Annotated in this window: 15 protein-coding genes; 3 read left to right on the top strand and 12 right to left on the bottom strand. The window is 50.7% G+C overall.

Annotated features, from left to right (window positions below; translation table 11 throughout):
- Positions 1-10: 10 nt before the first annotated feature.
- The gene (locus M2371_RS16495; protein WP_259268195.1) at positions 11-985 is read left to right on the top strand and encodes an aldo/keto reductase; all 975 of its coding nucleotides are present in this window, start codon (positions 11-13) and stop codon (positions 983-985) included.
- Positions 986-1,028: 43 nt separating this feature from the next.
- Here the strand turns inward: M2371_RS16495 and pgpA are convergent, their stop codons facing one another.
- The 6 genes from pgpA to nrdR all read right to left on the bottom strand — a co-directional run bounded on the left by pgpA (position 1,029) and on the right by nrdR (position 5,122).
- A complete protein-coding gene (pgpA, locus tag M2371_RS16490) occupies positions 1,029-1,541 on the bottom strand; it encodes a phosphatidylglycerophosphatase A (RefSeq protein WP_259268291.1) in 513 nt (170 codons plus the stop codon).
- Positions 1,522-2,499, bottom strand: a complete 978-nt coding sequence (thiL, locus tag M2371_RS16485; protein ID WP_259268194.1) for a thiamine-phosphate kinase — start codon at positions 2,497-2,499, stop codon at positions 1,522-1,524. Before thiL ends, pgpA begins: the two co-directional genes overlap by 20 nt.
- Positions 2,500-2,561: 62 nt before the next feature.
- Entirely contained in the window at positions 2,562-2,981 is a 420-nt protein-coding gene (gene nusB / locus M2371_RS16480; RefSeq protein WP_034457944.1) for a transcription antitermination factor NusB, read from the bottom strand.
- 20 nt (positions 2,982-3,001) lie between these two features.
- Positions 3,002-3,472, bottom strand: coding sequence for a 6,7-dimethyl-8-ribityllumazine synthase (gene ribE, locus M2371_RS16475; protein ID WP_034493696.1), 471 nt, complete (start codon positions 3,470-3,472; stop codon positions 3,002-3,004).
- A 79-nt stretch (positions 3,473-3,551) separates the two neighbouring features.
- On the bottom strand, positions 3,552-4,667 hold the full coding sequence (gene ribD, locus M2371_RS16470; protein ID WP_259268193.1) for a bifunctional diaminohydroxyphosphoribosylaminopyrimidine deaminase/5-amino-6-(5-phosphoribosylamino)uracil reductase RibD: 1,116 nt from the start codon (positions 4,665-4,667) through the stop codon (positions 3,552-3,554).
- Positions 4,668-4,672: 5 nt separating this feature from the next.
- Positions 4,673-5,122 carry a transcriptional regulator NrdR gene (gene nrdR / locus M2371_RS16465; protein WP_034493695.1) on the bottom strand — a complete coding sequence of 150 codons (450 nt, stop codon included), beginning with the start codon at positions 5,120-5,122 and terminating at the stop codon, positions 4,673-4,675.
- 151 nt (positions 5,123-5,273) lie between these two features.
- Between nrdR and M2371_RS16460 the strand changes: the two genes are divergently transcribed.
- Positions 5,274-5,834, top strand: coding sequence for a DUF3251 domain-containing protein (locus M2371_RS16460; RefSeq protein WP_172895402.1), 561 nt, complete (start codon positions 5,274-5,276; stop codon positions 5,832-5,834).
- 380 nt (positions 5,835-6,214) lie between these two features.
- Positions 6,215-7,108, top strand: coding sequence for a nucleoside-specific channel-forming protein Tsx (locus M2371_RS16455; protein WP_259268192.1), 894 nt, complete (start codon positions 6,215-6,217; stop codon positions 7,106-7,108).
- A gap of 31 nt (positions 7,109-7,139) precedes the next feature.
- On the opposite strand, the gene M2371_RS16450 is transcribed toward M2371_RS16455, so the two are convergent.
- From M2371_RS16450 to tgt, 6 genes are all read right to left on the bottom strand, one after another.
- A complete protein-coding gene (locus tag M2371_RS16450; RefSeq protein ID WP_259268191.1) occupies positions 7,140-7,859 on the bottom strand; it encodes a YafY family protein in 720 nt (239 codons plus the stop codon).
- Positions 7,860-7,927: 68 nt separating this feature from the next.
- The gene (locus M2371_RS16445; RefSeq protein WP_034493827.1) at positions 7,928-8,293 is read right to left on the bottom strand and encodes a VOC family protein; all 366 of its coding nucleotides are present in this window, start codon (positions 8,291-8,293) and stop codon (positions 7,928-7,930) included.
- A gap of 140 nt (positions 8,294-8,433) precedes the next feature.
- Positions 8,434-9,405, bottom strand: a complete 972-nt coding sequence (gene secF / locus M2371_RS16440) for a protein translocase subunit SecF (RefSeq protein ID WP_034493692.1) — start codon at positions 9,403-9,405, stop codon at positions 8,434-8,436.
- Positions 9,406-9,415: 10 nt separating this feature from the next.
- Positions 9,416-11,263 (bottom strand): protein translocase subunit SecD, encoded by a 1,848-nt coding sequence (gene secD, locus M2371_RS16435; RefSeq protein ID WP_172895405.1) that lies wholly within the window; start codon positions 11,261-11,263, stop codon positions 9,416-9,418.
- Positions 11,264-11,290: 27 nt separating this feature from the next.
- Positions 11,291-11,623, bottom strand: a complete 333-nt coding sequence (gene yajC, locus M2371_RS16430) for a preprotein translocase subunit YajC (protein ID WP_034493690.1) — start codon at positions 11,621-11,623, stop codon at positions 11,291-11,293.
- Between the two features lie 21 nt (positions 11,624-11,644).
- Complete coding sequence (gene tgt, locus M2371_RS16425) at positions 11,645-12,772, bottom strand: tRNA guanosine(34) transglycosylase Tgt (protein ID WP_034493689.1); 1,128 nt, start codon at positions 12,770-12,772, stop codon at positions 11,645-11,647.
- Positions 12,773-12,811 lie beyond the last annotated feature (39 nt).

Below are 12,811 nucleotides of genomic sequence, written 5' to 3'. Positions count from 1 at the left end.
GAGTGGAACCATGCAATACAACACGTTAGGAAAAACAGATCTCAAGGTTTCCCGTCTTTGCCTGGGTTGCATGACCTTTGGTGAGCCAGACCGTGGCAATCACGCCTGGACTCTTCCCGAAGAGAGCAGCCGCCTCATCATCAAGCACGCCATTAATAACGGCATTAATTTCTTTGATACCGCCAATAGTTATTCCGACGGTAGCAGCGAAGAGATTGTCGGGCGCGCCCTTAAAGATTTCATGCGTCGTGAAGATGCTGTTCTCGCCACCAAAGTGTACTTCCCGGTCGGTGATTTAGCGGAAGGCCTTTCGCGTCCACAAATTATGCGTTCGATAGACGACAGTCTACGCCGCCTCGGCACCGATTATGTCGATCTGCTGCAAATCCACCGCTGGGATTACAACACGCCCATTGAAGAGACGCTTGAAGCGCTCAACGACGTGGTGAAAGCGGGTAAAGCGCGTTACATCGGTGCGTCCTCAATGCACAGTTCACAACTCGCGCAGGCGCTGGCCTTGCAGGATCAACATGGATGGGCGCGTTTCGCCACCATGCAGGATCACTACAATCTGATCTATCGTGAAGAAGAACTCAATATGCTGCCGCTGTGCTACGAACAAGGGATCGCGGTGATCCCGTGGAGTCCACTGGCTCGCGGTAAATTGACTCGTCCGTGGGGCGATACCACGGCGCGTTCAGTGTCCGATGAGGTTGGTAAAAATCTCTATGACGCCAGTAAAGATAACGATGCCATGGTTGCCGAACGCCTGGCGAATGTCGCCGATGATAAAGGTGTGTCACGTGCGCAGGTTGCACTGGCATGGCTGCTGAGTAAACGAGGTATTGCCGCACCGATTATTGGCGTTTCTCGCGAACATCAGTTGGATGATTTGCTTGGGGCGGTGGATTTAACGCTGAAGCCAGAAGAAATTGCCGAGTTGGAAACGGTTTATCAACCGCATGAGAGGGTTGGATTTAAGTAACCCCCTCGCCCTAACCCTCTCCCTAGGAGAGGGTTGTTCTAAATCATAACAAACCAATCGGCCAATGGTGACCAATCAGGTAAATAATCCCCGCAGCAACCACGCCTGCGACAATATCATCCACCATAATCCCCATGCCGCCGTGAACGTTGCGATCGAACCAACGGATAGGCCATGGCTTCCAGATATCAAGAATACGGAAAGCTAAAAATCCTGCGGCCACCCAGCGCCAGTCGTTAACAGGCAGTGCCATCAGGGTAATCCACATGCCAATAAACTCATCCCACACGATGCTGCCGTGGTCATGAACGCCCATGTCGCGTGCGGTCTGGTGGCAAAGATAAACACCGATACAAATACCCAGCATGATGACCATGGAATAGACCTGCCACGGCAGGAAAGTCATCAAATACCAGAACGGGATCGCCGCAAGCGACCCCACTGTACCAGGCATAATCGGGCTTAATCCACTGCCAAAACCGGTAGCAAGTAAATGCCACGGATTACTGAGCTTGAGACGGCTTTTAGCCACATCTTTAGAGCGGAGCAAAGTGATCGTATCCTTTTAAGTCCAGCGTAACCGGTTTGCCATTTTGCAAAAACTGTAGCCCTTCAGACTCAGGCCCAACCTGACCGATACAGGTAAATGGAATACCCAGATTGCCTATCGCAACATCCAGTGCGCCACGGTTCATTTCCGGGACCGTAAAGCATAACTCGTAATCTTCGCCACCCGAAAGCGCCCACTGCAACGCAAGTTCTGCGCTGACGTTTTCTGTTAAGGCAGTCGAATATGGCAGAGCGTCGAGATCGATACGCGCCCCGCACTCGCTGGCTTTAAGGATATGACCTAAATCGGAAATTAGTCCGTCAGACAGGTCAATGGCGCTGCTCGCTAAATCACGTAATGCCTGACCATGCAGGATTCGCGGCGTCGGTCGCAAATGGCGCTTTTTCAGATAAGCAGATTGTGTAGTATCTTTAACCGCTAAACGGTCCTGCAAAATAGCCAGACCTGCGGCGCTATCGCCCGGTGTACCCGTCACGTAAATCCAGTCGCCAGGACGTGCGCCGCTGCGTTTTAAAGCACGACCCGCAGGAACGAGGCCATGAATGCCGAGCGTCATCGCGAGTGGGCCACGCGTGGTGTCGCCGCCAATCAGCTGCATATCGTAGTAATCGAGTTGTTCAAACAGGCTGTCGCTGAAGGCTTCAAGCCAGCTTTCATCGACTTCAGGAAGGGTAATAGCCAACGTCAGCCAGGCCGGATCGGCGCCCATAGCAGCCAAATCGCTCAAATTAACCGCCAGCGCTTTGTAGCCTAAATCACGAGGGTCAATATCCGGCAGGAAGTGGATGCCTGAGACTAGCGTATCGGTGCTGATCGCGAGGACTTGCTTCTCGGCTATCGTCAGCAATGCACAATCATCGCCGATTCCGGTTTCCACATCGCGACGGGAACTGCTTACGCGATCAAAATAACGGGCAATCAGAGAAAACTCACCGCATGCCATGCGTAATGCCTCTGAGTTTAATAAAGGAATGAAAAACAGGCCGGGATTAACCGGCCTGGAGATTATTTCTTGCGGGGACGAATTTGCGGAGCAGCTTTATCAAGTACACCATTCACGAACTTGTGGCTGTCTTCGGCGCCGAAGGTTTTCGCAAGATCGATGGCTTCGTTAATCGCCACTTTGTATGGCACGTCATCACGCTTAGCCAGTTCAAACAGTGCGATACGCAGAACCGCTTTTTCTACCTGACCCAACTCTTCGAGCTGACGGGACAGATAAGGCTTCATTAGCCCATCCAGATACGCGCTGTTAGTAGCCACCCCGACCAACAGTTCGCGGAAGTAGTTAACGTCAACGTCTTTGACGTCCTGTTCCGCCAGGAACTGGTATTCGACATCAGCGATGTCATTTCGAGATAACTGCCAGGAGTAAAGCGCCTGAACGGCACACTCACGGGCACGGCGACGAGCAGCAGGTTTCACAGATTTCCCCTTACAAAAAATCAGGCCTTGATGGCTTTCAATACATTAATCATTTCAAGCGCGGTCAGTGCAGCTTCTGCACCTTTGTTACCGGCTTTTGTGCCAGCGCGTTCGATGGCTTGTTCAATACTTTCAGTGGTCAGCACGCCAAAGGCGACTGGAATACCCGTTTCCTGAGCAACATGCGCCAGGCCGTTGCTGGCACCACCAGCAACATATTCAAAGTGAGCTGTGCCGCCACGGATAACCGTACCCAGCGCAATCACTGCGTCATAACGCTTGGTTTTCGCCAGTGCGTCTGCCGCCAGTGGCAACTCATAAGCACCCGGAACCCAGACCACGGTGATATTTTCATCTTTAACCTGGCCAATACGTTTCAGGGCGTCAATCGCACCGTCAAGCAGGCTGTCATTGATGAAGTTATTAAAACGCGCGATGGTGATGGCGACGCGAGCGTCTGGAGTAGCAACGGCTGCTTCAATGATGTTCATATTCTTCCTTTCCGGTTCTGTTTAGCCCCGTTAGGGGGGCGGATTTTATCATAATCTTTTCGCGGCTGCTTACGTTTTACTAACGCGCGTATCGCGGTGTCAAATGCAGGCACAAATCTGGGCCGACCTGACGAACTTCGCTAAAGCTAAATTCGGGCGCATCAGCGAGTTTTTCAAGCCCTGGCAGGTTACACAGGCCACGCGCATCATTGCCTAATAACTTTGGTGCAACGTAGACAACCAGTTCATCAACAAGGCCTGCCTGCAGCAGCGCGCCGCCGAGGGTGGCCCCCGCCTCTACCCAAATAGAGTTTATCTGGCGCTTGCCCAGCAGCATCATCATCACCACCAGATCCAGGTGGCCGTTATGCTCCGGCACGATAAACTGCTCAACCCCTTCGGGCCACGTTTGCTGGTCTGCATTGCATCGGGCAAGCCAGGTCTCCCCTGCTTGCGTGATAATTTTATGCTCTCGCGTCACTCGATTTTCACGGTCCAGAATAATGCGTGTCGGCTGACGCAGGTTTTCTTCGTGATAAACCGCCTGTGTGGCGCTATCTAATTCATTCCAGCGTACGGTTAATGAAGGGTTATCCGCCAGAACCGTGGCACTGCTGCTGAGAATCGCGGCACTTTGCGCGCGCAAACGCTGCACATCGCGGCGTGATTCAGGCGAGGTAATCCACTGACTTTCACCGCTCGACATGGCGGTACGTCCGTCCAGCGATGCACCAAGTTTAAGTTGAATATAAGGGAAGCCAGTACGCATACGCTTCAGGAAACCACGGTTAATGGCCTCGGCTTCATTCATCATCAAACCATGGCTCACATCAATGCCAGCCTGTTGCAGACGGTACAAACCGCGCCCGGCAACTTGCGGATTCGGATCCTGCATCGCGGCAACCACTCGCTTCACTCCCGCTGCAATTAAAGCATCGCAGCAAGGCGGTGTGCGCCCATGGTGGCTACAAGGTTCCAGAGTGACATACGCCGTCGCACCTTGTGCTTTGTCGCCCGCCATACGCAACGCGTGAACTTCTGCATGAGGTTCGCCCGCACGATAATGGAAACCTTCGCCAACGATTTCGCCATCTTTAGCAATCACACAGCCAACATTCGGGTTTGGCATGGTGGTGAAACGTCCGCGCTTTGCCAGTTGCAGAGCACGCGCCATAAATTTTTCATCAAACGACATCAGCATTAATCCTGTAAGCGGGCAATTTCTTCGCCAAATTCACGGATATCTTCAAAGCTGCGATAAACCGAAGCAAAGCGGATATAGGCCACTTTATCGAGTTTTTTGAGCTGCTCCATCACCAGATTACCGATCATTTTGCTCGGCACTTCACGCTCGCCGGTGCCACGTAATTGGGATTTGATATGGTTTATCGCCATTTCTACGTCATCGGAACTGACAGGGCGCTTTTCCAGCGCTTTTAAAAAACCGCTGCGCAGTTTGTCTTCATTAAACGGCTCACGAACATCATTACTTTTCACCACGCGCGGCATAACAAGTTCTGCCACTTCAAACGTCGTGAAGCGTTCATTACAAACCAGGCACTGACGGCGACGACGCACGGAAGACCCTTCGCCGACAAGCCGGGAATCAATCACTTTGGTGTCTACTGCGAAACAGAATGGGCAATGCATGGCGCGTCCTGAATGATTTTTCAAATGAAGAATAGTTTACCGCGAAGTAGCGGTAGTACAAAGGCAACGCCACGTAATGCTAAGAAATATGACTTTTCATTCCGGGCAGGCTACGCTTAAAACAGGACGAAACTTTAAGGAAAAATTAGCGATGACAAAGAGTTACCTAAGAATTCTCCTGGTTAGCAGCCTGGTAAGCCTCAGCGCCTGCGCCCAACAAACTGAAGTCCGCCAGATGAAGAGCGAAGTGGGTTCGTTAAATAAAGAAATGACCCAACTCACCGACCAGACCGTCAAGCTGACGCAACAAAATTCGCTCAATGCCAAATCAACAACTGGTGTTTATTTGCTACCAGGTTCCAAAACGCCCGCTCGCCTGAACAGCCAATTGGGCAATTTGCAAATGTCTCTGAGCAGCATCACGCCTGAAGCCAACGGCAGCCGGGTGATGCTCATTATTAAGGGCGAGTCGAACGATCCGCTGCCTGCTTTCACTGGCAAAGTAGAATGGGGGCAGATTCAGGGCACGACCGATAACTACCAGGAAGTGAACGTTCAGTCGCAACAATTCAGCGCGCCTGCCAGCGTCTTAGCGCCGAGCGATGTCAGCATTCCATTGCTACTTTCAGGGCTTTCACCAGATCAACCCGGTTTCGTGCGTATTCATGACATTCAGCCTGTAGACCCTTCACAGGCATTGCCCGCGCAATAAACTCCGCAACCCTCACGCCCGTGAGGGTAAGCCTCGGTAACATCTGCGTTTTTTGTTACATCTTGCCGAAGAAAGTATGACAAACGGCCTACCATACCGCCAATAAACCCAGTGATCTGAATCACATATATTTGTAACTTTGCCTCATGCATTTGCTTAAATTTACGAAGCAGGTAGAATCTCGCCCGTTTTTAATGTGCGCAAACGTGAACGCAATCGATTACGCATGTGGCGATAATGTGAAATGAAACATATTTTTGTGAGCAGGGATTTCTATAATAGGCGCGTCAATAAGAAACCAGCTGAATGGTTGATGACCTTGGTGATCACTCACCTCCTGCCCTCACGGGATTCATGTAAAAACAGTGGCATAAAATATTATGAAAAAAATTATTTTGGCGGCTAGTACCGTCCTGGCGCTTTCAAGTTCTTTCACGGCTCAGGCCGACGATGCAAAAAATACTGAATACCTCTCTGATTGGTGGCACCAAAGTGTCAACGTGGTAGGCAGCTACCACACTCGTTTCGGACCAAAAATCACTAACGACGTCTACCTGGAATATGAAGCGTTTGCCAAAAAAGATTGGTTAGATTTTTATGGCTACATCGATATTCCAAAAACCTTCGAGTGGGGCAACGGCAACGATAAGGGCATCTGGGATGACGGTTCTCGTATGTTTATGGAGATCGAACCCCGCTTCTCTATCGACAAGTTGACTGGCACCAGCCTGGCATTTGGTCCATTTAAAGAATGGTACATCGCCAATAACTATATCTACGATATGGGTGCTCACGGCGACGATGCCAGCAAACAAAACACCTGGTATATGGGTCTGGGTACCGACATCGACACCGGTCTGCCGATGAGCCTGTCTCTGAACGTGTACGCAAAATACCAGTGGCAAAACTATGGCGCGTCCAACGAAAACGAGTGGGATGGCTACCGCTTCAAAGTGAAATACTTTGTGCCGATTACTTCCCTGTGGGGCGGTAACCTGAGCTACATCGGCTTCACCAACTTCGACTGGGGTTCAGATCTGGGCGATGACAACTTCATCGACAATAAGGGCAAACACGCCCGTACCAGCAACTCCATCGCTTCCAGCCATATCCTTGCGCTGAATTACGATCACTGGCATTACTCTGTGGTTGCTCGTTACTGGCACAACGGTGGTCAGTGGGCAGATAACGCCAGCCTGAACTTCGGTGATGGTGATTTCAACGTGCGTTCTACCGGTTGGGGTGGTTACCTGGTTGTAGGTTACAACTTCTGATAACCGTCTGAATCAGTGAAAAGCCGATCCGCTATTTGCCGATCGGCTTTTTTGTGTCTGGTAAACAGCCTTCGCTCCGCTGCAAATTAATGAAGTCAGCCAGAGAACGATCGGGCCGCTCAGCAAAGTACTCACCAGTGAGCGTTACCGAAAGGCACCTGTCCAGCCGGAAACTGCGGTAATCTTCACGCGTTTCACACCAGGCCACCAGTAACCAAACTTCACCCCAGAAAGTCAGTCCGAGAGGATGTACTTTTCTGCTCGACGCATTTCCCTTTTCATCCCGGTAACTCAGATTCACCACCTGCAGTTTGCCGATAGCGGAATGAAAAACGTCAAACCAAATTTTTACCTGCGGATACTTATTAAAATCCGGCGAGATAATCCGGCACCGCTCCGCCACTGCGCGTCGTTGTGGCGTCAGTATCCCCAGCAGCTTTTCTTCCGCTGTTCCGGCATTTTGCGCCAGAGTTTCACCGCTCCACGTTTGAACTAAACGAATAGCCGCCACTAAGGCTTCCACTTCGCCGGGAGTAAACATCAGCGGGGGTAAATCGTAACCGGGCAATAACCGGTAGCCACAACCCGCCTCCCCTTCAACAGGAACGCCTGAAAGGGAAAGATCGCGAATATCACGATAAATGGTGCGCTCAGAAACTTCGAGCCGCTCCGCAAGCATGGCTGCCGTAGACAAACGCCGCCCACGCAGAATCTGGACTATCTGAAAAAGGCGGTCAGCTCTTCGGCTCATAGGCCTCCCTGGTGATGGTTATGCCTGCCGATTAATCAGCAGGCATTGCTCGTTGAGTATATCTGTCCTTACGCGGGTTGATGTAACCCAACTCGATTCCCTTCACTATCTAAAATCAACGCAAAAGTACCAATATCATCAGGCAAAACTTGCGGACCAAAAACACATTCCCCGCCAGCTTTTGCGACTCGTTCAAGCATGGCCGTTAAATCAGACGCATGCAGGTAAACCACAGACCCTTGCGCGGAAGGCTTAAACGCATCCGCCTTCAGTAATGCGCCGCCAGGATTGGGTTTATCGTGTGGGAATATGGCCATCTCCATTCCGGGCATCGATTCGCGATGAAATTTAGCTGTAAAAACAGCCTCATAAAATGCTGTAGCCCGTTCAAGATCCTGCACAGGGATTTCAAACCAATTGATGATAGTGTTCATTTTTAACTCCTCAATGGTGATGTTCAACATTGAGTCTACCCAGCCCCTCCTGACAGCATACTGTCAGGAGACTTTTGCTCAGGTGAAAAAAAACCGCAGCACCAGGGCTGCGGTTTTACTATCAGTGAACGACCTGATGATTAAGGCAGAATCGACGGCTGATCCGCACCTTCTTTCTCTACTTTCTGCTGTAGCATGTGCTCACGCTTCATGCCCAGTTTCAACGCCAGTGCAGACGCGACGTAGATAGAAGAAACCGTACCGATAGAAACACCGATGAGCATCGTCAGTGAGAAGCCTTTCAGCATTGCTCCACCGAAGAGATACAGCATCAGAATCACGACTAAGGTAGTACCAGAAGTAATCAACGTACGATGCAGCGTTTGCGTCAAAGAAACGTTGAAGATTTCATACGGTGTACCGCGACGAATCTTACGGAAGTTCTCACGAATACGGTCCGATACTACGATACTGTCGTTCAGTGAGTAACCGATAACCGACATCAACGATGCGACGATTGTCAGGTCAATCTCAATGTGGAATAGCGACAGCACGCCCAGAGTAATCACCACGTCGTGCATCAACGCAATTACCACACCCGCAGCCAGACGCCACTCAAAGCGGAAGCCGACATAAACCAGAATTGAGATAAGCGCGGCTAACAACGCCAGTGCACCATTCTGAGCCAGATCCGCACCCACACTTGGGCCGACAAATTCGATACGTTTTACGCCAGCATTCTGGTTAGTCGCTTCGTTAATAACCTGAACAACCTTGCTGCCCAGCACTTGCCCGCCGGTTTCCCCTTGAGCAGGTGGCATGCGCACCATGATGTCACGGCTGCTACCGAAGTTCTGAACCAGCGGCTCCGCAAAGCCCGCTTTTTGCAGTGCTTCGCGCATCTGGTCTAAATCCGCTGGTTTTTCCAGCGAGATTTCGATAACCGTACCGCCAGTGAAATCCAGACCCCAGTTAAAACCTTTCACACCGATAATGGCGATAGAAAGGATTAACAGGAACCCGGAGATACCGAAAGCCCAGAAGTCCCAGCGCATAAAGTCATGGACTCTACGGCCGTAGTTTAATTGTTCAACAGTATATTCCTGTGCCACAACGCACTCCTCAGATAGACAGCTTGTTGATGCGTTTGCCGCCGTACAACAGGTTTACGATGGCACGGGTACCGACGATGGCGGTAAACATGGACGTCGCCACACCAATACCGGTTGTGATTGCAAAGCCTTTAATTGCCCCGGTGCCTACGGCATACAGGATGATGACCTTGATAAGCGTCGTAATGTTGGCATCGAAGATAGAGCTGAACGCGCCCTGGTAGCCTTCGTGGATAGCCTGTTGTACCGAACGCCCGTTACTAAGTTCTTCCTTAATACGTTCGTTTATCAGTACGTTGGCATCCACCGCCACCGCAAGGGTTAACACGATACCCGCAATACCTGGCATAGTGAGCGTCGCCCCTGGTAACAGGGACATAATCCCAACAATCATCACCAGGTTAACCAACAGCGCTGAGGTCGCAATCAGGCCAAACTTCTTATAGAAGAACAGCATAAAGATGATTGAAACGGCCAGACCTGCCAGACACGCTTCCAGACCTTGCTTGATGTTTTCCATACCCAAAGTTGGGCCGATGGTACGCTCTTCAACAATCTGAATAGGCGCAATCAACGCACCAGCACGCAGCAGCAGAGAAAGCTGACGCGCTTCGTTCGGGTTGCTGATGCCGGTGATACGGAAGCTGTTACCCAGACGTGACTGAATGTTCGCCACGTTAATAACTTCTTCTTGTTTCGCCAGAATCGCACGGCCGGTTGCATCTTTCTTACCGCTGTCTTTGTACTCCACGAACAAAGTCGCCATCGGTTTGCCGATGTTGTCTTTGGTGAAGTTAGACATGATGTTACCGCCAGCGCTATCGAGTGAAATGTTCACCTGAGCCTGGTTGTATTCATCAGTGCTGGAAGTCGAGTCAGTGATGTGGTCACCGGTCAGAATCACACGCTTGTACAGGACAACCGGTTGACCTTCACGGGTCTGTTTCACTTCGGAGTCGCCCGGCACACGGCCAGAAGCAGCAGCGGAAGCATCTACGTTAGTGTTAACCAGACGGAATTCAAGCGTTGCAGTTGCGCCAAGAATCTCTTTCGCACGTGCTGTGTCCTGAATACCTGGCAGTTCAACGACGATGCGGTCCGCACCCTGACGTTGTACCAGAGGTTCAGCCACACCCAGTTGGTTTACACGGTTACGCAGAATATTAATGTTCTGCTGAACGGCATATTCACGCGCTTCGCTCAGGCGAGCATCTGTCATTACAGCACGCATTGCGTTGCTGCCCTGAGCAGAAATCACCAGATCACGATGGCGTGGAGTTAAATAAGAGATAGCGTCATCGCGCGTTTTGCTGTCACGGAAGACAACATTAACACCATAGTTATCGGCTTTACGCACGTTGGTGTAAGCGATGCTCTTGTCGCGCAAATCGGTGCGCAAGTTATCAATGGTCTGCTCCTGGAGTTTACTCAGGGCGGTATCCATATCAACTTCCATCAGGAAGTGCACGCCACCACGCAGATCAAGACCGAGTTTCATCGGTTCTGCGGAAATGGCAGATAACCAGCGAGGAGTAGCTGGAGCAAGGTTAAGAGCGACAACGTATTTATCGCCAAGAACGCTCATCAGCGCTTCACGAGCGCGCAGCTGGGTGTCAGTGGTATCAAAGCGTGCAAGAATCGCACCTTCTTCCAGCGCCACAGACTTAGCGGGTATTTTTTCTGCGTTTAAGGTGTTCTGGACCTGGATCAGCGTTTGCTCACTGGCGGCGACGCCGCGCGCGCCAGTGATCTGAACTGCCGGATCCTCACCATATAGGTTGGGAAGTGCGTATAGCAGACCGACGATAAACACGACGATCAGCATGATGTACTTCCACAAAGGATAGCGGTTTAGCACGGTAGTTCCCTTAGGGAAAAACGAATATTACAGCGCCTTCATAGTGCCTTTCGGCAGAACGGCAGCTACGAAATCACGCTTGATAACGACTTCAGTAGTGTCGTTCAGCGCGATAGAGATATAGCCAGTTTCAGCTACTTTCACTACGCGACCAACCAGACCACCGGTAGTCAGCACTTCATCCCCTTTAGAGATGGAGTCCATCAGCTTTTTATGCTCTTTAGTACGTTTTTGCTGTGGGCGCAGGATCATGAAATAGAAGATCAGACCAAATACCACCAGCATAAGAATCAAAGAGTACGGGCTACCTTGCGCAGGTGAAGCACCTGCGGCTACCGCATCAGAAATAAAAAAGCTCATTAAAAATCCCTCATTATTAAATTAATCAACATTCAAAGGTGGAACTGGTTTACCGATTCGCTCGTAAAAATCACTCACGAAGTGCTCTAATTTACCCTCTTCAATGGCCTTGCGTAAACCAGCCATTAAACGCTGGTAGTAGCGCAAGTTATGAATCGTGTTGAGCCGCGCGCCGAGTATTTCGTTACAACGGTCAAGATGATACAAGTAGGCACGTGAATAATTGCGACACGTATAGCAATCACACTCAGAATCCAGCGTCGAAGTGTCATCTTTATGCTTCGCATTACGGATTTTCACCACGCCGTCGGTGACGAATAGATGGCCATTACGTGCATTACGGGTTGGCATCACGCAGTCGAACATATCAATACCGCGACGAACACCTTCAACCAAATCTTCCGGTTTACCTACGCCCATAAGGTAACGAGGCTTGTCCGCAGGGATTTGTGGGCAAACATGTTCCAGAATACGGTGCATGTCTTCCTTCGGCTCACCTACTGCCAGGCCGCCGACAGCGTAGCCATCAAAGCCAATCTCTACCAGACCTTTTACCGAGATATCTCGTAAATCTTCGTAAACGCTGCCCTGAATAATGCCAAACAACGCATTTTTATTCTCAAGAGAATCAAAGCGATCGCGACTACGCTGTGCCCAACGCAGAGACATCTCCATTGAACGCTTAGCGTAATCCCAGTCAGCCGGGTACGGCGTACATTCATCGAAGATCATGACGATGTCAGAACCGAGATCGTATTGAATTTCCATAGATTTTTCAGGATCGAGGAAAATCGCATCGCCGTTGATTGGGTTGCGGAAGTGCACACCAGCTTCGGTAATCTTACGGATATCGCCCAGGCTGAACACCTGGAAACCGCCAGAGTCAGTGAGGATTGGGCCTTTCCACTGCATGAAATCATGTAAGTCACCGTGCAACTTCATGATTTCCTGGCCAGGACGCAGCCACAGATGGAAAGTGTTGCCCAGAATAATTTGCGCACCAGTGGCTTCAACTTCTTCCGGCGTCATCCCTTTTACGGTGCCGTAAGTGCCAACTGGCATAAAAGCTGGCGTTTCTACTACGCCACGGTCAAACACCAGGCGGCCACGGCGGGCGCGTCCATCGGTGGTATCTAATTCAAATTTCACATTTTCTCCTGCATCAGATAAACAGTCTGATGATTAAGC

The sequence above is a fragment of the Buttiauxella sp. BIGb0471 genome (assembly GCF_024807715.1).
Taxonomy (GTDB): Bacteria; Pseudomonadota; Gammaproteobacteria; order Enterobacterales; family Enterobacteriaceae; genus Buttiauxella; species Buttiauxella agrestis.
This window is presented reverse-complemented; position numbering and strand designations above follow the sequence as displayed.